The organism is Streptomyces sp. WG5, assembly GCF_049974565.1.
GTDB lineage: Bacteria > Actinomycetota > Actinomycetes > Streptomycetales > Streptomycetaceae > Streptomyces.
The window spans coordinates 187,213-206,586 of the sequence record NZ_JBNGGC010000007.1 but is presented as its reverse complement, the minus strand read 5'-3'; the positions used below and the strand labels follow the sequence as shown (position 1 = coordinate 206,586).

General features: G+C 72.5%; 18 protein-coding genes and 1 pseudogene. 5 read left to right on the top strand and 14 right to left on the bottom strand.

Annotated features, from left to right (window positions below; all coding sequences use genetic code 11):
* Nucleotides 1-127 precede the first annotated feature (127 nt).
* The 7 genes and pseudogenes from ACP4IX_RS09745 to ACP4IX_RS09715 all read right to left on the bottom strand — a co-directional run bounded on the left by ACP4IX_RS09745 (nt 128) and on the right by ACP4IX_RS09715 (nt 8,275).
* Nucleotides 128-514 (bottom strand): hypothetical protein, encoded by a 387-nt coding sequence (locus tag ACP4IX_RS09745; RefSeq protein WP_426518353.1) that lies wholly within the window; start codon nt 512-514, stop codon nt 128-130.
* A complete protein-coding gene (locus ACP4IX_RS09740) occupies nt 514-3,945 on the bottom strand; it encodes an ALF repeat-containing protein (protein ID WP_426518074.1) in 3,432 nt (1,143 codons plus the stop codon). Before ACP4IX_RS09740 ends, ACP4IX_RS09745 begins: the two co-directional genes overlap by 1 nt.
* Nucleotides 3,946-4,597: 652 nt before the next feature.
* Nucleotides 4,598-5,068 (bottom strand): annotated as a pseudogene (locus tag ACP4IX_RS09735) (IS5/IS1182 family transposase); the annotation flags it as partial.
* 146 nt (nt 5,069-5,214) lie between these two features.
* On the bottom strand, nt 5,215-6,177 hold the full coding sequence (locus tag ACP4IX_RS09730) for an electron transfer flavoprotein subunit alpha/FixB family protein (protein ID WP_426518076.1): 963 nt from the start codon (nt 6,175-6,177) through the stop codon (nt 5,215-5,217).
* Between the two features lie 55 nt (nt 6,178-6,232).
* Entirely contained in the window at nt 6,233-7,018 is a 786-nt protein-coding gene (locus ACP4IX_RS09725; protein ID WP_426555263.1) for an electron transfer flavoprotein subunit beta/FixA family protein, read from the bottom strand.
* A gap of 221 nt (nt 7,019-7,239) precedes the next feature.
* Complete coding sequence (locus ACP4IX_RS09720; protein ID WP_426518080.1) at nt 7,240-7,749, bottom strand: flavin reductase family protein; 510 nt, start codon at nt 7,747-7,749, stop codon at nt 7,240-7,242.
* Nucleotides 7,750-7,894: 145 nt separating this feature from the next.
* Entirely contained in the window at nt 7,895-8,275 is a 381-nt protein-coding gene (locus ACP4IX_RS09715; protein ID WP_426518082.1) for a TlpA family protein disulfide reductase, read from the bottom strand.
* A 300-nt stretch (nt 8,276-8,575) separates the two neighbouring features.
* On the opposite strand from ACP4IX_RS09715, the gene ACP4IX_RS09710 reads away from it, so the two are divergent.
* Nucleotides 8,576-9,304, top strand: a complete 729-nt coding sequence (locus tag ACP4IX_RS09710; RefSeq protein ID WP_426518084.1) for a lysophospholipid acyltransferase family protein — start codon at nt 8,576-8,578, stop codon at nt 9,302-9,304.
* A 22-nt stretch (nt 9,305-9,326) separates the two neighbouring features.
* Here ACP4IX_RS09710 and ACP4IX_RS09705 read toward each other — a convergent pair whose 3' ends face one another.
* From ACP4IX_RS09705 to ACP4IX_RS09690, 4 genes are all read right to left on the bottom strand, one after another.
* The gene (locus tag ACP4IX_RS09705; RefSeq protein ID WP_426555262.1) at nt 9,327-9,911 is read right to left on the bottom strand and encodes a transglutaminase domain-containing protein; all 585 of its coding nucleotides are present in this window, start codon (nt 9,909-9,911) and stop codon (nt 9,327-9,329) included.
* Nucleotides 9,912-9,997: 86 nt separating this feature from the next.
* The gene (locus ACP4IX_RS09700; RefSeq protein ID WP_426518088.1) at nt 9,998-11,068 is read right to left on the bottom strand and encodes a threonine aldolase family protein; all 1,071 of its coding nucleotides are present in this window, start codon (nt 11,066-11,068) and stop codon (nt 9,998-10,000) included.
* On the bottom strand, nt 11,065-11,811 hold the full coding sequence (locus ACP4IX_RS09695; RefSeq protein WP_426518090.1) for an SDR family NAD(P)-dependent oxidoreductase: 747 nt from the start codon (nt 11,809-11,811) through the stop codon (nt 11,065-11,067). The genes ACP4IX_RS09700 and ACP4IX_RS09695 overlap by 4 nt, the downstream gene beginning before the upstream one ends.
* A gap of 74 nt (nt 11,812-11,885) precedes the next feature.
* On the bottom strand, nt 11,886-13,283 hold the full coding sequence (locus tag ACP4IX_RS09690) for a DUF6421 family protein (protein ID WP_426518092.1): 1,398 nt from the start codon (nt 13,281-13,283) through the stop codon (nt 11,886-11,888).
* Nucleotides 13,284-13,511: 228 nt separating this feature from the next.
* Here ACP4IX_RS09690 and ACP4IX_RS09685 point away from each other — a divergent pair, with 228 nt between their 5' ends.
* On the top strand, nt 13,512-14,195 hold the full coding sequence (locus tag ACP4IX_RS09685; RefSeq protein WP_426518094.1) for a glycerophosphodiester phosphodiesterase: 684 nt from the start codon (nt 13,512-13,514) through the stop codon (nt 14,193-14,195).
* A gap of 37 nt (nt 14,196-14,232) precedes the next feature.
* Here ACP4IX_RS09685 and ACP4IX_RS09680 read toward each other — a convergent pair whose 3' ends face one another.
* Nucleotides 14,233-14,772: a GNAT family N-acetyltransferase gene (locus ACP4IX_RS09680; protein WP_426518096.1), complete on the bottom strand. Its 540-nt coding sequence runs from the start codon at nt 14,770-14,772 to the stop codon at nt 14,233-14,235.
* Nucleotides 14,773-14,877: 105 nt separating this feature from the next.
* On the opposite strand from ACP4IX_RS09680, the gene ACP4IX_RS09675 reads away from it, so the two are divergent.
* Nucleotides 14,878-15,270 carry a VOC family protein gene (locus ACP4IX_RS09675; RefSeq protein ID WP_426518098.1) on the top strand — a complete coding sequence of 131 codons (393 nt, stop codon included), beginning with the start codon at nt 14,878-14,880 and terminating at the stop codon, nt 15,268-15,270.
* A 98-nt stretch (nt 15,271-15,368) separates the two neighbouring features.
* Nucleotides 15,369-16,133: a VOC family protein gene (locus ACP4IX_RS09670; RefSeq protein ID WP_426518100.1), complete on the top strand. Its 765-nt coding sequence runs from the start codon at nt 15,369-15,371 to the stop codon at nt 16,131-16,133.
* Between the two features lie 128 nt (nt 16,134-16,261).
* Here the strand turns inward: ACP4IX_RS09670 and ACP4IX_RS09665 are convergent, their stop codons facing one another.
* The gene (locus tag ACP4IX_RS09665) at nt 16,262-16,819 is read right to left on the bottom strand and encodes a MarR family winged helix-turn-helix transcriptional regulator (protein WP_426518102.1); all 558 of its coding nucleotides are present in this window, start codon (nt 16,817-16,819) and stop codon (nt 16,262-16,264) included.
* A complete protein-coding gene (locus tag ACP4IX_RS09660) occupies nt 16,816-18,504 on the bottom strand; it encodes an FUSC family protein (RefSeq protein WP_426518104.1) in 1,689 nt (562 codons plus the stop codon). The genes ACP4IX_RS09665 and ACP4IX_RS09660 overlap by 4 nt, the downstream gene beginning before the upstream one ends.
* Nucleotides 18,505-18,694: 190 nt before the next feature.
* Between ACP4IX_RS09660 and ACP4IX_RS09655 the strand changes: the two genes are divergently transcribed.
* A complete protein-coding gene (locus tag ACP4IX_RS09655; protein ID WP_426518106.1) occupies nt 18,695-19,261 on the top strand; it encodes a DUF5134 domain-containing protein in 567 nt (188 codons plus the stop codon).
* Nucleotides 19,262-19,374: the final 113 nt, after the last annotated feature.

Here is a 19,374-nt window from a genome sequence, read left to right as displayed (position 1 = left end):
TTGTAGTGATCTTGACAACGACTTCGTAACGGCTCGCGACGCAAGCCGCCGAGAGGCGTCCGGGAAGAAAAAGGGAAAGGTCGCGGAGAAAACTCCGCGACCCTACCGCCCTGCGCCGTCGGACCCCTCAGCTCGTCCTGTCGAGTTCCTGAGTGATCGGGCCGTCCGGATCGGACCGGAAGAACAGCGTGTCCTGGTCGTCCACGTAGAGCTGGATTCCGCCGATCCTTCCGAGTCCGCCGTCCTCGATCAGCAGATACACGAAGTCGTCGCCACTGCTCGGGTCCTCGTAGTCCCAGCTGCCGCTGAAGTCGGCCGAATCGGGGCCGTCGCCCGTCGTCACGCGGGTGGCGGAGAACGTACCGTCGGCCGAGAGCTCGACCTGCCCGCCCTCGTCACTGCGGTACACACCGGGCAGCCGTTCCGGATCGACCGGCGCCGCGCAGCCCGAGACGGCCACAGCCGCGGCGGCAAGGACGGCGCAGAGCAACCGTCCGCCCGTACTCGCGCGCATCACGGCCCCAGCGTCACGTTGAACTCGATCACCTGGGTCGTGCGCGACAGCGGCCCGTCGTCACCGACGACCTTGTCGACGAACGCGCCGACCGTGTCGCTCCACAGGTCGGTGTACCCGATGACCGGCGGGTGCGTCGCCGACTCGATGTCCGATTCGTTGTACGCGGTGTAGCGCCAGACGACCGACCCGTCCGGGTTCTCCCGGATGGGGGTCATACGGATGTCGTGCGAGCCCATGTACGTGTACACGAGGTTGCCGGTGTGCCCGGCCGTGGTGAGCGTCCCGAGGTCCCTGATGTACTTGCCGACGCCCTCCCACTGACCGAGTGAGTAGTCGTTGTAGTAGGTGTGGCCCAGCTCGTAGTTCCCGGTCCGCTGCAGATCGTTGAGGAAGAAGTCGAGCACCTCCTGGACTTTCGGGTGCTCGCGGTAGGTCTGGGTGAATTCGTCGTCCGGGCCGAAGCACATCGACCTGGGGCCGTCGCCGGTGAGCCAGCTCCACCCCAGCTCCCACGGGTTGGTGTTGTTCCGGTGCGTGATCGGGTCGCCGAACGGCGTCAGGCAGCTCTCGGCGCCCGGCGGCAGGCCGTTGTCGTCGTTGATCGGCACCTTCGAGTTGTCGATCGCGTCCTGGTACGCCTGCTGGATCGCGGCCTTGATGACCAGGATCCTCGCCACGGTCGCGGCGACGGCCGCCTCGGCGTGGGACTTGCCCGCCGCGAGCTCCGCCTGCCGTGCGGCCGTCGCCGACGCCTGCGCGTCCGCGGCGTAGGACGCGGCGACCACGCCGGAGCGCGCGGCCCGGCCCGCCGCGTTCCGCGCCACCCTGCTCGCCTCGCGGGCCACGGCGGCGGCGTTGGCCGCGGTCTGCGCGGACTTCGCGGCGGACGCCGCGGAGGCTTCGGCGGCCGTCGCGTTCCGCCGGGCCTCCTCGGCGGAGACCTTGGCGTCGGCCGCCCACCCCTCGGCCTTGTTGGCCCAGTCGGTCGCCTTCTCCGCCTCCGAGCGGGCGAGGGCGGCCGCCTCGGAGGCCCGCGCCGCGTCCTCGAGCGCGTTCTGCGCGACCTTGGCCGCTTGCGCGATCGCCGCACGGATCGCGCTGATGTGCGTGGCGTGGTCGTGGTCGATCCGCGCGAACTCGTGCTGCGTGGTGCCGATGAACTGGCGCAGCATGTGCGAATCGCCTTCGAGCGCGACCTTCGCCGCGGCCTGTACGTAGGGGCCGCCGGTCGTCAGGAGCGTGGTGGCCGCCACCTCGTCGTCCTCGTGGACGGCCGCGGGGAGCTCCACGTGCAGGAAGTGGTGCAGCGCTTCGGCGGTGCCCTTCTCGAGCGCCGCCTCGGCCGCCCGCCGTACCGCCCTACCGGTGGCGTCGTCGGCGAGGAGCGTGGTCACCTCGACCTCGTTGTCGTCCCTGGCCGCCTCGACCGCGCCGGTCTCCAGGAACGCCTTGATGGCGGCGGGGTCCTCGGTCTGCAGCGCCGCCGCGGCCGCGGTGGCCACGTGCTGCGTGGAGATGGCGGCGATGGCCGCGGCGTTCTCCGCGTTGTCCTGCTGCAGGGCGAGGACCCGGTCGGCCTCGATCCACCGCAGTACGTCCTCGTCCGAGCCCGCGAGGGCGAACTGGGCCGCTTCCCGGGTCCACGTACCCGGCCCGTCGAGCAGTTGGACGGCGGCCCGCCGCCCCTTGTCCACGGCCTCACCGGTCCGGCCTCCGGCGAGCGCCGCCTCCATCGCGGTGATCAGCGTGACGAGTTCCTCGGACAGGCGTGCTTCCTGGGTGCGCTCCTGGTTGGCGCGCGCCAGCTCGTCGCTCTCGGTGACCGCCTTCTGCCGGGCGGCCTCCATCGCCTCCGCGGCCTCCTCGTTCAGCCGCTGGATCTCGGCCTCCCGGGCCTCCTGCTCGACCGTACGCGCCTCGGTGACCGCCTCGTACGCCTTGTTCGCGGCGTCCACGGCGGCGTTGGCGGCGGCCGTGGAACGGTTGGCGTAGTCCACGGCCTCGCCGGCGTGCGCGGCCGCTTCCTCGGCGGCCGCGGCGGCCTTCTCGGCGTGGTCGGCGGCGCTGTCGGCCGCGGCGGACGCGGTGCGCGCGGCGGCGGCCGACCGCTGCGAGAGGGCAGACGCCCGGCTCGCGGCCGCGGTGGCGCGGCTCGCGGCCGTCTCCGCGATGGCGGCCTGGCGCTGCGCTTCGGCGGCCTCGGACTGCGCGGCACCGGAGGCGACGGCCGCGTCGGCCGAGGCGCGCGCGGCGGCGGCCGAGTTGACCGCGGCGCTCGCGGCCGCGTCGCCCGCGGCCTTGGCCGCGTCGGAGGCGTACGAGGCGATCAGCGCCTTCGCGGCCACGCTCCGCACCCAGTTGACCATCTGCCGCGCGGCCTGCGCCGCCTGGTTGGCCGCGTCCGCCATGTTCGCGTCCTTGGAGGCGCGGATCGCGGCATGGTACGCGCGTGACGCGGCGCGCCCCGCGGCGGCGGCGGCAGCCGCGGCCGCGTTCGCCGCGGCCACCGAACGCCGGGCCGCGGCCTGCGCCGTACGCGAGGCGGACACCGCGGTGGTCGCGGCCGCCGCGGCGCCCTGTGCCGCGCGCGCGGCCTTGTTCGCCGCCCGGGCGGAACGCTGCACGTCCTGTTCGGCCGCCTGCGCCTCGGCCTTCGCCTCCAGCGCGGCCGCCTTGGCCTTGTCGGCGGCCTGGACCGCCTGCTCGGAGAGCTCGACCGCCTCGTCGGTCTTGCGCTCGGCGCGCCGTCCCTCCGACTCCACGATCTTGACCAGCTGCTGGATCTCCGCCGTCTCCTCGTCCCGCGCCCGGGCGATGTACTGCCCCGTCGTCAGGAACCACTGGATGGCCCGCGGCGATCCGTCGTCGAGCGCCCGCTCCGCGTACTCCCGCACCTGCGGCGAGGCGGTGACGAGGATGGAGGTCACCTGGACGCGCTGGTCCTCGTCGTGTGCGTCGTACTGCCCGCTGCTGAGGAAGTCCCGCAGCGCGAAGTCCGTACCGGCTTCGAGCGCCTCGGCGGACTCACGCTTGACGGCCCTGCCACCGTGCGCGTTGACCGTGGTCACGGCCACTTGGAGGTCCTCTGACACGGCCGTCGCGAAGCCGCCCTCCAGATAGGCCGCGACCGCCGCGTCCCCGCCGGACAGCGCCTGCCCGATCCCGGCGCGCGTGGCCTTGCCCGCGGTGACCAGGGCCTTGGTGAGCGTGAACCGGTTGTCCTCGGCCGTGGCCGCCGGCAGCTTCTCGGCGAGGAACGTGGTCACGGCGTCCGCGTTGCCCACGAGTGCCGCCGCCGCGGCCGTGCGCACCGCGCGGCCGCCGGTCCGGTAGGCGTGCACGGCCTTGCCGCGGTCGGTGTCGGGCAGCCGTGTACCGCCGTCGGCCGCCGCCGTGCCGGCCGCGTACACGGGGCGGGCCCCGAACACCCCGAGGGGCAGTGCGGTACCTGCCGTGATTCCCCCGAAAATAGCCAGTGACTGACGTCTGCTGAATATCTGTCGTGATTGTGACATCACGAATCCCTTCTCGGTCACGAGGGGAAATCTCGCCGCCCCCCTGCGGTACGAGTTCCTTATCGAAGCCGGGGCTCGGCGGACTCGTCCAATGCAGAAACCGGGCAGAAATCGGCTAATCCTCGAGTATCCTTCGTGATGTGCGACACACCCCGAAAGGGTTGTAGTGATCTTGGTGAAGAATTGATGGAGCCTCGAATCCGCTTGGTCCACCGCCGGGCGGACGCAGTTGAGCCACGGGAATCACGACCTGACGTCGTCGGTCAATTCGACGTCAGACTCTTATCGGCCCCGCCGGGCTTCGGCTCCGCGGGGCCGAGTGCGGCGAAGCGGCGGGTGCGGGCCCGGGGTGCGCCGGTGGGCGCGTGTCGATGCGGGCGGGGTTGTGCGCGGCGCCGGTGAGCCGGTGGTGGAGGCCGGCTCTCGCGAGGCCGCGGTAGCGGGATCCGCGCGCGGGCCGCGGCGCTGGACGCCCTGGGCGATGGCGTCCTCGCCTCCGGCGCGGGTTCTGCGGCGTTCCTTTCCGCGGACCGGCCCCGCCGGCACAACCGGCGCACTGCGGGCCGCGGGCCGCGGGCCGCACAGGAGTGGAGTCGGTCCTGGCCCGGTCGGCCGTCTTCAGCAGCCGTCTCCCCCGGCTGCGGCCAGGATGCCGTCCAGCACCCGGCGCCCGGCCTCCGCCCCCCACCCAGCGGTCCCGGAACGTCGCGAGCACCGGGAGATCGAAGTCGGGATCACCCGGTTCCAGCCCGAGCGCGTACCTTCCGGTCGCTACGAGCCCGCACCGCCTCCACGGCCTGCGACCGGTCAGCCCCTCGGCGGCGGACTGCAACACCACCACCAGCGCCGGCCGCCCCGGCGACCAGGCAGGCTTCCTTTCTCGGGCCGGGAACGGGTCCGCGAACTCCTCGTCACCGGACAGCGGCCCCGGTGCGCCCCTGACCCGGATCGCCGGACTCCCCTTCGGGAACGCGGCCCTCGCCGCCCGCACCGCCCCCGCCGGGATCTCCCCGGGTCCCTTCGGCCCCACAGCCATCCGCAGCCACCCCGTACGACAACGTCGGCCTTCACGACCACAACCGGGTCTTGAAGGCCGACGTCACGTCAGGCTCCCGCATGCGCCGACCGCACCCCACGGACGGTCGTGGGGGCCTCGGCCGGAGCAGTGCGGCGCGGAAAGGCTCAGCCCTTGCGGGACTTCACTTCCTCGGTGAGCTGCGGGACGACGTCGAAGAGGTCGCCGACGACGCCGTAGTCGACCAGCTCGAAGATCGGGGCCTCGGCGTCCTTGTTGATCGCCACGATCGTCTTCGAGGTCTGCATGCCCGCGCGGTGCTGGATCGCGCCGGAGATGCCGGAGGCGATGTACAGCTGCGGCGAGACCGACTTGCCGGTCTGGCCGACCTGGCTGGTGTGCGGGTACCAGCCGGCGTCCACCGCGGCACGCGAGGCACCGACGGCCGCGCCGAGGGAGTCGGCCAGGGCCTCGATGATCGCGAAGTTCTCCGCGCCGTTGACGCCGCGGCCGCCGGAGACGACGATCGCGGCCTCGGTCAGCTCCGGACGGCCGGTCGACTCGCGCGGCGTGCGCGAGGTGACCTTGGTGCCGGTCGCGGCGGCGGAGAAGGACACCGACAGGGCCTCGACGGCACCGGCGGCCGGGGCGGGCTCCACGGCGGCCGAGTTCGGCTTGACCGTGATGACCGGGGTGCCCTTGGCGACGCGGGACTTGGTGGTGAAGGCGGCGGCGAACACCGACTGGGTGGCCACCGGACCCTCGTCGCCGGCCTCCAGGTCGACGGCGTCGGTGATGATGCCCGAGCCCAGGCGCAGCGCCAGGCGGGCGGCGATCTCCTTGCCCTCGGCGGAGGACGGGACCAGCACGGCGGCCGGGGAGACGGCCTCGACGGCGGCCTGGAGGGCGTCCACCTTCGGCACGACCAGGTAGTCGGCGTACTCGGCGGCCTCGTGGGTGAGGACCTTGACCGCGCCGTGCTCGGCGAGCGCGGCGGCGGTGTCGGCGGCGCCGCCTCCGAGGGCCACGGCGACCGGCTCGCCGACGCGGCGGGCGAGGGTCAGCAGCTCCAGGGTGGGCTTGCGGACGGCACCGTCCACGTGGTCGACGTAGACGAGAACTTCAGCCATGGGACTTCTTCTCTCCTGCTTGCGAGATGTGAGGGGCGGTCGGCGAATCCGGGGCTCAGATGAACTTCTGGCCCGCGAGGAACTCGGCGAGCTGCTTGCCGCCCTCGCCCTCGTCCTTGACGATCGTGCCGGCGGTGCGTGCCGGACGCTCCGCCGCCGAGTCGACGACGGTGTAGGCGTTCTCCAGGCCGACCTCGTCCTCGTCGATGTCGAGGTCGGACAGGTCCCAGGACTGGACCGGCTTCTTCTTGGCCGCCATGATGCCCTTGAAGGACGGGTAACGCGCCTCGCCCGACTGGTCGGTGACCGACACGACCGCCGGCAGCGAGGCCTCCAGCTGCTCGGTGGCGGCGTCGCCGTCCCGGCGGCCCTTGACCGTGCCGTCCTCGACCGAGACCTCGGCCAGCAGCGTCACCTGCGGCACGCCCAGGCGCTCCGCGAGCAGCGCCGGGACGACGCCCATGGTGCCGTCGGTGGAGGCCATGCCGGAGATCACCAGGTCGTAGCCGGCCTTCTCGATCGCCTTGGCCAGGACCAGGGAGGTGCCGATGGCGTCGGTGCCGTGCAGGTCGTCGTCCTCGACGTGGATCGCCTTGTCCGCACCCATGGACAGCGCCTTGCGCAGCGCGTCCTTCGCGTCCTCCGGACCCACCGTCAGGACGGTGATCTCCACGTCGTCGCCTGCTTCCGAGATCTGCAGCGCCTGCTCGACCGCGTACTCGTCCAGTTCGGAGAGCAGACCGTCGACGTCGTCGCGGTCGACGGTCAGGTCATCGGCGAAGTGCCGGTCGCCAGTGGCGTCGGGCACGTACTTCACAGTGACAACGATCCTCAAGCTCACGCCGGCTCTCCTACTGCGTCGACATTTCAGTGCTGCCTCTTGCAGGCAGCATAGGCGCCCCAAGCGGCCGATCCCGGGCGGGGCGACCTGCGCTCCACGCCGGAATATTACTCGTCAGTACACCCAGTTCTTCCCCGCTAAGCAAGCGCTTTGAACTGTGACCTTCGCAACGCAGCGTAACCGGAACCCGACGGTTCCGCAGAAGCGGTCCCGGTGACCGGTCAGTCCCGCAGCCCGTTGTAACGCCCCTGGTGGTACAGCAGCGGGCGGCCGGCACCCGCGGAATCGCCGAGGAGAACCTCCGCGACCACGATGCGGTGGTCCCCCGCGGGCACGCGGCCGACGACCCGGCACACGAGCCAGGCGAGGACGCCGTCCAGCACGGGCACGCCCTCGGGGCCGTCGCGCCACGCGGTGGGCGCGGCGAAGCGGTCGGCGCCGCTGCGGGCGAAGGTGGACGCGAGGTCCTGCTGGTGCTCACCGAGCAGGTGGACGCCGACGTGCTCGGCCGCGGACACCGCGGGCCAGCTGGAGGAACCGGAGCCGATGCCGAAGGAGAGCAGCGGCGGCTCGGCGGAGACGGAGGCGAGGGACGTGGCCGTGAAACCGACCGGGCCCGCGTCACCGCGCGCGGTGATCACGGCGACCCCCGCGGCGTGCCGCCGGAAGACGGACCGCAGCAGGTCGGATGTGGCGAGCCGCGGCGCGGCGAGGTCGGATGTGGCCGTCATGGGGAATGTCCTTCTGCGTTGCGCCTCGGCCCGCGGGGAGGGGAGCGAAGGCATACGGTCAGGCTGACGACGGGTGGCGCACATAGTCACATACGTCCCGGGACGTGGAGGCTTGGAGAACGCCTCGCCGGCGGAGTGGCGGTTCTCACACCGCCTCGCCCAGTGCGGCGATCACGTCCGCTTTGCGCGGCTGCCCGACGGCGCGCCGCACGACGCGTCCGCCGGCGTCGAGCACCAGCACCGTCGGGGTGCTGGGCACGTCGAGGGCGCGGACGAGCTCGAGGCGGGCCTCGGCGTCGATCTCGACATGGGCGACTCCGGGGACCATGCCGGCCACCTCCGCCAGGATCCGACGGGTGGCCCGGCAGGGAGCGCAGAAGGCGCTGGAGAACTGCACGAGCGTGGCGCGGGCGCCGAGTTCGGCACCGAGGCCGGCCGCATCGAGCCGCGAGCCGGGCGGGTCGAGCCGCCTGTCTTCACCCTGCTCGCGCACCCGCGCGCCTCCGTTCCGCCGCCTGAGCGGCATTCATGGGCACGCGTCACCGCGCGCCACCAGCCCGGTCCGGACCGCTCCGGGCCCTGCCCGGTCCAGCCCAGTCGTCCCCACGTGCAGCGCTCGCGGGACGGCGAAGATTCCCGGCTCGCCGTCGTGTTTCGGCCACGGCCCGACGGGTGACGTGATGAGGATCTCGCCACGGGCGGGCACCAAGGCTGGTACACCGGCCGTTCTTGGGGCACGATCTGCGACAAGCCGTAAACCTACGGCTGCGTAACTTTCGGCTGGGAGTCCCCTTCCCAGGCTGACAAGGAAGGGTCCGACCCGCCCATGGCAGAACTCGCCTACCGTCCGGCCATCGGTCTCGCCCGCACCCTCTTCAAGGTGTGGGACCTCAAGATCGACTGCCAGGGTTCGGAGAACATCCCGCGCGCGGGCGGCGCCGTACTGGTGAGCAACCACATCAGCTACCTGGACTTCATCTTCGACGGCCTGGCGGCACTGCCCCAGAAGCGGCTGGTGCGCTTCATGGCGAAGGAGTCGGTCTTCCGGCACCGGATCTCCGGTCCGCTGATGCGCAACATGAAGCACATCCCGGTGGACCGCAAGCAGGGCGAGGCGGCGTACGCGCACGCCTTGGACTCACTGCGGTCCGGTGAGATCGTCGGGGTCTTCCCCGAGGCGACGATCTCCGAGTCGTTCACACTCAAGAGTTTCAAGTCGGGCGCCGCGCGCCTGGCGCAGGAGGCGGGGGTCCCGCTGATCCCGATGGCGGTGTGGGGCACCCAGCGGCTGTGGACCAAGGGCCACCCGCGCAACTTCAAGCGCAGCCACATCCCGGTCACGATCCGGGTGGGCGAGGCGATGGAGGCATCCCGCGAGCAGTACGCGGGCGCCCTCACCCGCCGGCTGCGCGAGCGGGTGCAGGAGCTGCTGGAGGCCGCCCAGCGCGCCTACCCGGTGCGCCCCAAGGGTGCGGACGACACCTGGTGGATGCCGGCCCATCTCGGCGGCACCGCCCCGACGCTGGAGCAGCTGCGCACGGCCGAGGCGCGCTGACCCCGGCCGGGGGCGGCCCCTCCTACGACGGCGACGGCAGCGCGGGCGGCAGCGTCGCCCACAGGCGGGAACGGTCGGTGGCCGCCCTCAGGGCGTCGAGCACGACCGGGTGCGGTGCGGCGTACAGGTCCGGGTAGTCCGCCTCGCCGGCCGCGGTGTCCGGCGTGAAGGCCAGCTGTTCCCGGTCCAGGGAGAACCGGGCGTCCACACCGGGCTTGTTGCCGCGCGGGTCCTGACGGTGCCAGGCGCCGTTGAACCGTACGGCGACCAGTCCGTGCACCACGTCGAACCGCTGGTAGCACAGAGCCGTCGGGATGTCTTCCGCCCGCAGCAGCGCGGCCAGCGCGTGGGCCTTGGCGTGGCAGATGCCGGTGCGCTGCTCCAGGACGTCCGAGGCGCGCCAGGTGACGCGCGGGTCGCCGGAGTCCTGGGAGTGCGGGATGGTGTCGCGCACGAACTCGAAGGCCAGCCGCGCATAGGCATACGAGTCGTCCGCCTCCTTGGCGAGCCGCCCCGCCACCTCCCGTACCCGTGGGTGGTCGTGGTCGATGACCTCGTCGGCGGCCAAGTAGGCGGACAGGTCAGGGTTCTTCTGGATCAGCTCCATGCCGGCAGAGCATAGGAACGCGATCACCCGCCAGTCAATGACTTTCCAGGTGATCGCATACCTATGCATGACCCGGGAGGCTGCGGCTAGCGCGCCGCCTCCTCCTTGAGGGCGGCGACGAAGGCGTCGACGTCGTCCTCGGTGGTGTCGAAGGCGCACATCCAGCGCACGTCGCCGGCGGCCTCGTCCCAGAAGTAGAAGCGGAACCGCTTCTGCAGGCGCTCGCTCACCTCGTGCGGCAGCCGGGCGAAGACCGCGTTGGCCTGCACCGGGTGGAGGATCTCCACACCGTGCACGGCGCGCACACCCTCGGCGAGGCGCTGGGCCATCTCGTTGGAATGGCGGGCGTTGCGCAGCCACAGGTCCTTGGCGAGCAGCGCCTCCAGCTGCACCGACACGAAGCGCATCTTGGAGGCGAGCTGCATGGACAGCTTGCGCAGGTGCTTCATGTGGCGCACGGCGTCCTGGTTCAGGACCACGACCGCCTCGCCGAACAGAGCGCCGTTCTTGGTGCCGCCGAGCGAGAGGAGGTCGACGCCGACCGCGTTGGTGAACGTGCGCATGGGCACGTCCAGGGATGCGGCGGCATTGGCTATCCGGGAGCCGTCCAGATGCACCTTCATGCCGTGCGCGTGGGCGTGCTCGCAGATGGCGCGGATCTCGTCCGGCGTGTACAGCGTGCCCAGCTCGGTGCTCTGGGTGATCGAGACGACCTGCGGCATGGCACGGTGCTCGTCGTCCCAGCCGTACGCCTGCCGGTCGATCAGGTCGGGCGTGAGCTTGCCGTCGGGGGTGGGGACGGTGAGCAGCTTCAGGCCGCCCATGCGCTCGGGGGCGCCGCCCTCGTCGACGTTGATGTGCGCGCTCTCGGCGCAGATCACCGCGCCCCAGCGGTCGGTGACCGCCTGGAGCGCGACGACGTTGGCGCCGGTGCCGTTGAAGACCGGGAACGCCTCGGCGCCGGAGCCGAAGTGGCTGCGGATCACCCGCTGGAGGTTCTCGGTGTACTCGTCCTCGCCGTACGCGACCTGGTGCCCGCCGTTGGCCAGGGCCAGGGCGGCGAGCACCTCGGGGTGCGCGCCGGCGTAGTTGTCACTGGCGAAACCCCGGACCTCGGGGTCGTGGTGGCGACGCGCGTCGGTCTTCGGGGGGTTCACGGCTTCTCGGTCAGCCACAGACGGTTTCCGTTCACTTCCGCGGCGGGCTTCTCCCAGACTCCGGCGACCGCCTCGGCCAGGTCCTTGACGTCCGTGAAGCCCGCGAACTTCGCGTTGGGGCGCTCGGCGCGCATCGCGTCGTGCACCAACGCCTTGACCACCAGGATCGCAGCCGCCGACGTCGGCCCCTGCTCGCCCCCCGCCTTGCGGAAGTAGTCCGCCATGGCCAGCGTCCACGCCTCGGCGGCGGCCTTGGCGGCCGAGTAGGCGGCGTTGCCCGCGGTGGGGTTGCTCGCGCCGGCCGCGCTGATCAGGACGTAGCGGCCGCGGTCGCTGCGCTGGAGCGCTTCGTGGAAGGCGAGGGAGGTGTGCTGGACGGTGCGGATCAGCAGCTTCTCCAGCAGGTCCCAGTCGCCGAGGTCGGTCTTGGTGAAGGTCTGGCTGCCGCGCCAGCCGCCGACGAGGTGGACCAGCCCGTCGACCCGTCCGAAGTCCTTCTCGATGCGGTCGGCCCAGGCCCGGGTGGTGCCGAGGTCGAGCAGGTCCACCTTCTCGCCGGTGACCGCGGCACCGCCGTGCGCGTAGCGCGCCGCGTCGACCGCCTCCGCCAGCCGCTCGGGGTCGTTGTCGGAGCCGACGACCGTCGCACCCGCCTCGGCGAGCCGCAGCAGCGCGGCCCGTCCGGCGGGCCCGCCCGCCCCTGCCACCGCGATCACCGCGCCGTCGAGCGCCCCGTTCCCCATGGTCCTCGCCTCCTGAGCCTGTGCCTGTGCCTGAGCCGGTACCCGCCCGGCCTGTTCCCCTGTGCCGCCGTCCCTCACGCGGCGGCCCGCTCGGCGCCGTCCGCCGTGATGCCCCGGGTCGAGGCGATCACGTTCTTCAGCTTCTTGGACAGTGCCTCGTAGAACATGCTCAGCGGAAACTCGTCCGGAAGCACGTCATCGACGAGTTTGCGCGGCGGCAGGGTCAGGTCAAGGGCGTCGGGGCCCTTGGCCCACTTCGAGCCCGGGTGCGGGGCGAGGTAGGTGGAGACCAGCTCGTACCCGGCGAACCAGTGCACGATCTTCGGGCGGTCGATGCCGTCCCGGTACAGCTTCTCGATCTCGGCGCACAGCTGGTTGGTGACCTGCGGGGCGCGCTGCCAGTCGATGAAGAGCTTGTTGTCGGTCCAGCGCACGACGTCGTGCTTGTGCAGGTAGGCGAAGAGGAGCTGGCCGCCCAGACCGTCGTAGTTGCGCACGCGCTCGCCGGTGACCGGGAAGCGGAACATCCGGTCGAACAGGACCGCGTACTGCACGTCGCGGGCCTGCGGAACACCGTCGTCCGCCAGTTTCACGGCCTCCTTGAAGGCGGTGAGGTCGCAGCGCAGCTCCTCCAGGCCGTACATCCAGAACGGCTGGCGCTGCTTGATCATGAACGGGTCGAAGGGGAGGTCGCCGTGGCTGTGGGTGCGGTCGTGGACCATGTCCCACAGGACGAAGGCCTCCTCGCAGCGCTTCTGGTCGTGGACCATCGCGGCGACGTCCTCGGGCAGTTCCAGGCCCAGGATGCCGACGGCGGCCTCGGTGACGCGGCGGAAGCGGGCGGCCTCGCGGTCGCAGAAGATGCCGCCCCAGGAGAAGCGCTCGGGCGCCTCGCGCACGGCGATGGTCTCCGGGAAGAGCACGGCGGAGTTGGTGTCGTAGCCGGCCGTGAAGTCCTCGAAGGTGATGCCGCAGAACAGCGGGTTGTCGTAGCGGGCGCGCTCCAGCTCGGCCAGCCAGTCGGGCCAGACCATGCGCAGCACGACCGCTTCGAGGTTGCGGTCCGGGTTGCCGTTCTGCGTGTACATCGGGAAGACGACCAGGTGCTGGAGGCCGTCCGCGCGGTTCGCGGCGGGCTGGAAGGCCAGCAGCGAGTCGAGGAAGTCGGGCACCTCGAACCCGCCGTCGGACCAGCGGCCCAGGTCCTTCACCAGCGCCTCGTGGTACGCGCGGTCGTGCGGGAGCAGCGGGGACAGCTCCTCGACGGCGCCGGCGACGCGGCGTACGGCGTCCTCGGCGGCGGCCCGCTCCGGGGCGCCCTCGGCGTCGAAGTCGATCGACCCGTCCTTGGACTGCCATGGCCGGATCCGCTCCACGGCATCCTTGAGCACGGGCCACGCCGGGTGCTCCACCACCCTGCCTGCCGGAGGAATGTTCTCCTCCGAACCCACCTGCACAAGAATTTCCGTCATGTCCCATCCTCCACAGGAGAAGCTCACGTCAGGACACCGTATGCATACGAGGTTTCTCCCAGCAAGGGGGGCCTCCGCAAATTATCCTGCCCGACCCTGCGGTTCGCCGCATTTTTTCCTGCGGGATGCCGGACTCCGTATACCAGGCGCGGCAGAGGGGAAACGGTCCCGCAGGGCCGTTAGGCTGCGCCCCTGATATCGCCGCCGTCGACGGAAGCGAGTCGAGCCTTGAACTTCCTCACCATCGGTCACCGCGGAGTGATGGGTGTCGAACCCGAGAACACCCTGCGTTCCTTCGTCGCCGCCGAGCAGGCCGGCCTCGACGTCGTCGAACTGGACCTGCACCTGAGCAAGGACGGCGCGCTCGTCGTCATGCACGACGCGGACGTGGACCGCACCACCGACGGCACGGGCGCGATCGCCGAGCAGACCCTCGAGGAACTGCGCGCGCTGGACGCGGGCCGCGGGGAGCGGGTCCCGGTCTTCGAGGAGGTGCTGGACTCCGTGTCGGTGCCGTTGCAGGCCGAGATCAAGGACGCGGCGGCCGCGCGGGCGCTCGCCGAGGTGATGCGCCGGCGGGACCTGGTGGACCGGGTGGAGGTGATCTCGTTCCACGACGAGGCCATCGTCGAGATCGCCGGGCTGGTGCCGGGGGTGCGGACCGCGCTGGTCGCGCAGTACTACGGCCCCGAGGTCGTGGACCGTGCCGTAGCGGCCGGGGCCGGGACCCTGTGCCTGGACATCAACCGGATCACGCTGGAGATCGTGGAGCGGGCCCGCAAGGCGGACCTGCGGGTCTTCTGCTGGACGGTGAACACCCAGGACCATCTGCGGCTGGTGCGCGCCCTGGGCCTGGACGGCGCCACGACCGACTACCCGGAGATCAAACGCACCGGCCGCTTCACCGCGTGAGCCCCACGTCCACCGTTGAGCCCGCGGCGGACCGACGTCAGACCAGCGGCTTGACCAGCAGCTCGAACCGAAGGTCGTCGCGCTGCGGGATGCCGAAGCGCTCGTCGCCGTACGGGAACGGGCTCGTCTCTCCCGTACGGCGGTAGCCGCGGCGCTCGTACCAGGCGACGAGATCCTCGCGTACGGAGATCACGGTCATGTGCATCTCCGTCACCCCCCATGCCTGGCGGACCTGCCGCTCCGCCTCCGCGATGACCGCCTTGCCCAGGCCCGCGCCCTGGAGCGCCGGGCTGACGGCGAACATCCCGAAGTAGGCGTGCTCCCCTCGGTGCTCCAGCTGGCAGCAGGCCACGATCCCGCCGTCCCGCTCGACGGTCAGCAGGCGGCTGTCCGGTGCCTTGACGACCTCCAGCACGCCCTGCGGGTCCGTCCGCCGGCCATGGAGGATGTCCGCCTCGGTCGTCCACCCGGCCCGGCTGGACTCCCCGCGGTACGCGGACTCTATGAGCGCGACGATCTCGTCCACGTCCGCGTCGGTGGCGTCGCGGTAGGTCAGCGGGCTGGCGGCGGTGTCCATGTGGTGCAGTCTCCGGTTCGTTCTCGACGGTTCCTTGCCGGCGGTTCGTTCTCGGGCGCGGCGCGGGCACCGATGAGAGTAACGCTGCCAGTAGTCTCGGGGCGCATGGTGCATGTACTCAGCAGCCGGATCCTGCTCCGCCCCACCGACCCCGACCGCTCCCGCGCCTTCTACGGCGAGCAGCTGGGCCTCGCCGTCCACCGGGAGTTCGGCACCGGGCCCGAGCGGGGCACCGTCTACTTCCTCGGCGGCGGCTTCCTGGAGGTCTCCGGCCGCTCCGAAGCGCCCCTCTCCCCCGCGCTCAGGCTGTGGCTCCAGGTGGAGGACGTGGCGGCGGCCCACGACGAACTGCGCGCGAAGGGCGTCGGGATCGTCCGGCCGCCGGTCCAGGAGCCGTGGGGACTGGTCGAGATGTGGATCGCGGACCCGGACGGCACCCGGATCGTGCTGGTGGAGGTGCCCGCGGACCATCCGCTGCGGTACCGGCCCGGGATCTGAGCCTCGGGACGGTACCTGCCGGATGGCCGCGTTCCGGAGGCGGCCGTAGCGTGCCCGAGGGGGGACGGACGGTCTGCGGCTCAGCGGAAGGACGCCCGATGAAGCTTCACGAACCGGTGACCGGCGGGCCCTGCTGGGCCGAGCTGGGGACCACCGATCCAGCGGCGGCCAAGCGGTTCTACACCAAGCTGTTCGGGTGGCGTCCCGAGACGGACTCCCGGCAGCAGGCGGGCGGCTACACCATCGCCCGCCTCGGCGAGGCGGCGGTCGCCGCCCTGACCCCGCTGTACCAGCAGGCACAGCCGGTCGCGTGGAACGTGTCGTTCGCCGTGCGCGACGCGGACGCCGCCGTGCGGCAGGTGACGGCGGCCGGCGGGGCCGTCCTGCAGGGCCCCACGGACGTCTTCGACTCGGGCCGGTTCGCGGTGGCCGCCGATCCGACCGGTGCGGTGTTCCAGCTGTGGCAGGGACGCTCGTTCCCGGGAGCAGGCCTGTTCAACGCCCCCGGCTCGCTGGGCTGGGTGGAGCTGCTGACCCGGGAGCCCGACCGGGCCGCCGACTTCTACACCACGGTGTTCGGCTGGAGCGTCACTCCCTCGGACCGCTACCCGCAGTGGGGGATCGACGGGGCCGACTTCGGCGGCATGGTGACGATGGACGACAAGTTCCCGCACGAGGTGCCCGCGCACTGGCTGCCGTACTTCGCGGTGGCGGACGTGGACACCACCGCGGTCGACACGACCGACGGTGGCGGCACCGTGCTCATGGAACCCACGTCGCCTCCCGACGGACCACGCATCGCGGTGCTGCGGGATCCGCAGGGCGCGATGTTCGGGGTGTACCGGGCGGGCGACGAACGCTGAGCCCCGGCCCCGTCCGCCCGGGCGGCGGCTTCGGGCCGGCGCCGAGGAGGCGGGCGCCCGGACCGTGGACGCCGACGCCGAGGCGGGCGGCGACGCGCCGCGCTCCGCATACCGGACCGCACCGGAGGTCAGATCCGCAGGGCGTCCAGGCGGCCCTCCAGTCTGCCCAGCAGTGCCCCGAGGAGCGCGGCCAGCGCGTCCTGCTCGGGGCCGTCGACGCCGGACAGGACGGCGGACTCGTAGGCGAGCTGTTCGGGCAGGATGCCGTCGACGAGGTCCCGCCCGGCTTCCGTGAGGCGGACGTGGGCGACCCTGCGGTCGCGGGTGTCGCCGCGCCGCTCGACCAGTCCGCGCTCGGTGAGCTGCTTGAGGCGCTTGGTGACGGCGGCGCCCGAGGAGAAGGTCTCGCGGGCCAGGTCGCCCGGGGTGAGCTCGTGTCCGGTGCGGCGCAGGGCACCGAGCAGGTCGAACTCGGAGCGGCTGAGGCCGGCCCGGCGCAGCGGGGCGTCCTCGGCCTGCTGGAGGAGGGCTGCGCAGCGGTTGATACGGCCGATGATCTCCATCGGGCCGGTGTCCAGGTCGGGGTGGACGGCCCGCCACTGCCTCACCACCGCGGCGACGGTGTCACCGCCCGGTCCGCCTCTCTCGTCGCCCTCGGTCGCCGAGCCCCCGTCGGTTGCGGTCATGGCCGTACGTCCTCCGTTCTCGTGCCCGTCTCCCGGTCCGGACGCGCTGCCTGGCGTCGCACCGTTGCGGCGAGCGTACGGTGTCCGGACTGCTCGGCGAGCACGACCCTCTCCTGGGGCAGGGCGCGCCCCCACCATTCGCCGGCCGCCGCGTCGACGGTGGCCCGCAGGTCGGTCAGTGCGGCGGCCAGGCCCCGGCGGGCGGCCTCCAGGGCGCCGGGGGCGGGGGCGGACTCCGCGAGGAGGCGAGCGGCGCGTTCGCGGGCTCGGTCGGCCGCGGTCACCGCCTGTTCGACGCGGTCCCCGGCGCGCCGGTTGGTGACGGCGACGGCGGCCAGGAAGCCGACCAGGGCGCCGACGAGGGTGTCCACCACCCGCTCGGTGACCAGCTCGCCGGGTGGCTGGTAGCCGGCGAACTCGGTGATGAGCAGCGCCATCGGGGTGACGCAGACGCTGCCGAGCCAGTAGTTGCGGGTGATGAGCGCCTCGGCGCCGAAGTTGAGGGCGAGGCAGAGCAGGACGAGGAGGGCCTGCCCGAGGTGGGCGAGCGGTGCGATGGCGGCGAACAGCAGCACCCCGGCGATGTTGCCGACGACGCGCTGGACGGCACGGCTCCAGGTGAGCGCCACGTTGGCCTGGTAGAGCGCGGCGGCGGTGACCAGGGCCCAGTAGGGGCGGCCGATACCGAGGGCGAGGGAGGCGTAGCCGGCCAGCGCACAGCCGAGGGCGGTGCGGGCGGCGATCGGGGCCAGCGGGCCGAGCCGCTGCCACAGGGGGGTGGGGCGGGCGGCGAGTTCGGCGTCCACGCCGAGGAGTTCGTCGGCGGCTCCCCGGGGGGTGCCGGTGCGGGGGATCCGGCCGCTGCCGCGCAGGGCGCGGGCCCAGGCGCGCAGCCGCTCCGGGTCCGTGTCGGCGGGCGCGGCGAGCGCGATCTCGGCACGGACGACGAGGTGCTCCAGGGCGTGCCGGGTGGTGGCGCGGGTGCCCGTCGCGGGGAGGGACAGCAGCGTCTGCCAGGCGGCCTGCACGGCGGCGTACCCGGCGGCGCGGGCGGGGGTGTGGCCGTCGCCGGTGCCGCGGGTGTCGGCGTACGCGGCGGCGGCGTTCAGGGCCTGGGCGGTGGCCCGGCGTTCCGGGCCGTGCGGGCGGACCAGGGCGGGTGCCATGCCGACGAGCCAGGCCCAGGCGCCCGCGGCGGCGGCCAGCGCCAGGTGTCCGGGGACCTGGCCGAAGGTCTGCGGGACGAACAGGGCGGCGGAGCTGATGAAGGTCAGGACCACGTTCCCCGGCGGGCCGACTCGGGTGGCGTCGCACAGTGCCTTCTGCACGGCGGCGAGCAGGGCGCCGACGGTGACGAGGACGACGGCGTTCCGCGTGAGCGAGGCGGTGACCAGGGCGACGGCGACGCCGCCGAGCATGCCGAGTACCACCCACGCCAGGGTGCGGGCCCTGGCGGCGTAGGGGCGGTTGTGGGCGTAGAGCGCGCACAGGGACCCGGCCATGGTGTACATCGCCAGGTCGAGTCGGCCGAGCGCCAGCAGGATCAGGTTGGGCGGGGCGACGGCGGCGACCGAACTCAGGGCGGGTTTGAACCAGATCTCGGAGGGCCGGCGCAGGCGCAGCACGCCGGTCAGGGACAGACGTCGGCCGAGTGAGGTGCCGGTGGTGGGGGTCGCACTGCTCATACGATTGACCTTAACAGGTGTTTTACCAGTAAAGGACTCCCCTGGGTGTGACATCGGTCCGGCCGCCCACCAGGCACGGCACCCCCGCGCTCCCCCGGATACCACCCGTGTACACCCTTGCGCTCGCGTGCGCGCCGCACGGCCCGGGCAGTCCTTGACCGACCGTCGAGCGCCGAGCGGGGAGGCACGTGTGCACGGACCGGCGTCGTCCGGCTGGCTGCTGGTCGCGCTCTGCGCGGCCACCGGCGCCTACTGCCTGCTGCGGATGCGCAGCAGCGTCGAGGAGCAGCGCCGCGCCGCGGGCGGCGAGGCCCTCATGGGGTTCGGCATGGCCGCCATGGCCGTGCCCACGGCGGTGTTCACCCCGCCCGGATGGGCGTGGCCCGGCTACGCGGTGGTGTTCGGCGCCACCGGCCTGCACGCCCTGTGGGCGGCCCGGTCCGGGCGCCACCATCTGCACCATGTCGTCGGGGCCGGGGCCATGGTCTACATGGCCGTGGTGATGGCCGGCTCCCCCGCCCACGCCCACGGGCGGGGCACCTCCGGGATCCCCGTGCTGACCGGGGGTCTGCTGCTCTACTTCACCGGGTACGTGCTCCTGACCGGCGTACGCCTGATACCCGTCGCCGCCGCGTCCGGGGGCGGCCCGGGCGCCGGAGGCAGCCTTGCGGCCGGGTGGGGCGACCGGCCGGAGCTGGCGCGGGCCTGCCGGCTCTCCATGGGGATCGCGATGCTGGCCATGCTGCCGGCCATGTGACCACGGGATGGCCGCGCCGTGCCGACCAGGTGACCACCGGCGGCCGCATCGCGTCGGCCAGTGGCCACCGGATGGCCGCACCACGCCGGCCAGGTGACCACCGGCGGCCGCAT

Coding starts and splice junctions, on each gene's coding strand:
- ACP4IX_RS09745 (WP_426518353.1), bottom strand. CDS start 514: ATGCGCGCGAGTACGGGCGGACGGTTGCTCTGCGCCGTCCTTGCCGCC.
- ACP4IX_RS09730 (WP_426518076.1), bottom strand. CDS start 6,177: ATGGCTGAAGTTCTCGTCTACGTCGACCACGTGGACGGTGCCGTCCGC.
- ACP4IX_RS09720 (WP_426518080.1), bottom strand. CDS start 7,749: ATGACGGCCACATCCGACCTCGCCGCGCCGCGGCTCGCCACATCCGAC.
- ACP4IX_RS09715 (WP_426518082.1), bottom strand. CDS start 8,275: ATGCCGCTCAGGCGGCGGAACGGAGGCGCGCGGGTGCGCGAGCAGGGT.
- ACP4IX_RS09710 (WP_426518084.1), top strand. CDS start 8,576: ATGGCAGAACTCGCCTACCGTCCGGCCATCGGTCTCGCCCGCACCCTC.
- ACP4IX_RS09705 (WP_426555262.1), bottom strand. CDS start 9,911: ATGGAGCTGATCCAGAAGAACCCTGACCTGTCCGCCTACTTGGCCGCC.
- ACP4IX_RS09695 (WP_426518090.1), bottom strand. CDS start 11,811: ATGGGGAACGGGGCGCTCGACGGCGCGGTGATCGCGGTGGCAGGGGCG.
- ACP4IX_RS09690 (WP_426518092.1), bottom strand. CDS start 13,283: ATGACGGAAATTCTTGTGCAGGTGGGTTCGGAGGAGAACATTCCTCCG.
- ACP4IX_RS09680 (WP_426518096.1), bottom strand. CDS start 14,772: ATGGACACCGCCGCCAGCCCGCTGACCTACCGCGACGCCACCGACGCG.
- ACP4IX_RS09675 (WP_426518098.1), top strand. CDS start 14,878: ATGGTGCATGTACTCAGCAGCCGGATCCTGCTCCGCCCCACCGACCCC.
- ACP4IX_RS09670 (WP_426518100.1), top strand. CDS start 15,369: ATGAAGCTTCACGAACCGGTGACCGGCGGGCCCTGCTGGGCCGAGCTG.
- ACP4IX_RS09665 (WP_426518102.1), bottom strand. CDS start 16,819: ATGACCGCAACCGACGGGGGCTCGGCGACCGAGGGCGACGAGAGAGGC.
- ACP4IX_RS09660 (WP_426518104.1), bottom strand. CDS start 18,504: ATGAGCAGTGCGACCCCCACCACCGGCACCTCACTCGGCCGACGTCTG.